This is a genomic window from Rhodococcus sp. P4_F3_2, assembly GCF_056401335.1.
Map to the genome: position 1 here is coordinate 1 of NZ_JBFUJN010000252.1, position 402 is coordinate 402.

A 402-nucleotide genomic window follows, 5' to 3' on the forward strand; every position below is an offset into this window, starting at 1 on the left:
CTATAGAAGCAGGCTTAAGCCTGCTTTTTCTTTTACTCGTGCAATAGGATATTGCAAATTTTCTATGTAAAGGTTGCATAACTATTGCAACCTTTATAAAAAAACATGATGTTCATTCTAATAAACATCATGTTCTCCAAACCTGAACATATATGTTCACTTTTAGTTAACATAAAATTGCTTATCGGAAACCACATACAGAAAAAAACTTATTTGTGAAGTAAGGGCTTTTTTTAATAAATTTCTTCTAATTCATTTAACTTCCTATCCAATACTTGACTTGCCTTTACCGTGTTATCACTTACAAGTCCTTCTTTTAAAGCTGTATTTATCATAATTTCCCTAAGACGCTCTATTTCTTCTAATAGTACTTCTGGTGTTACATGTTTATCTTCCATCCCC

At 31.1% G+C, this 402-nt stretch carries 1 protein-coding gene; it reads right to left on the reverse strand.

Annotation, left to right across the window (positions count from 1 at the left end):
• Positions 1–233: 233 nt before the first annotated feature.
• On the reverse strand, positions 234–398 hold the full coding sequence (locus AC1DWA_RS33615) for an aspartyl-phosphate phosphatase Spo0E family protein (RefSeq protein ID WP_258304263.1): 165 nt from the start codon (positions 396–398) through the stop codon (positions 234–236).
• Between the last annotated feature and the right edge of the window lie 4 nt (positions 399–402).

Excerpts from the sequence above, each read along its gene's own strand:
- AC1DWA_RS33615 (WP_258304263.1), bottom strand. The coding sequence starts at position 398 with ATGGAAGATAAACATGTAACACCAGAAGTACTATTAGAAGAAATAGAG.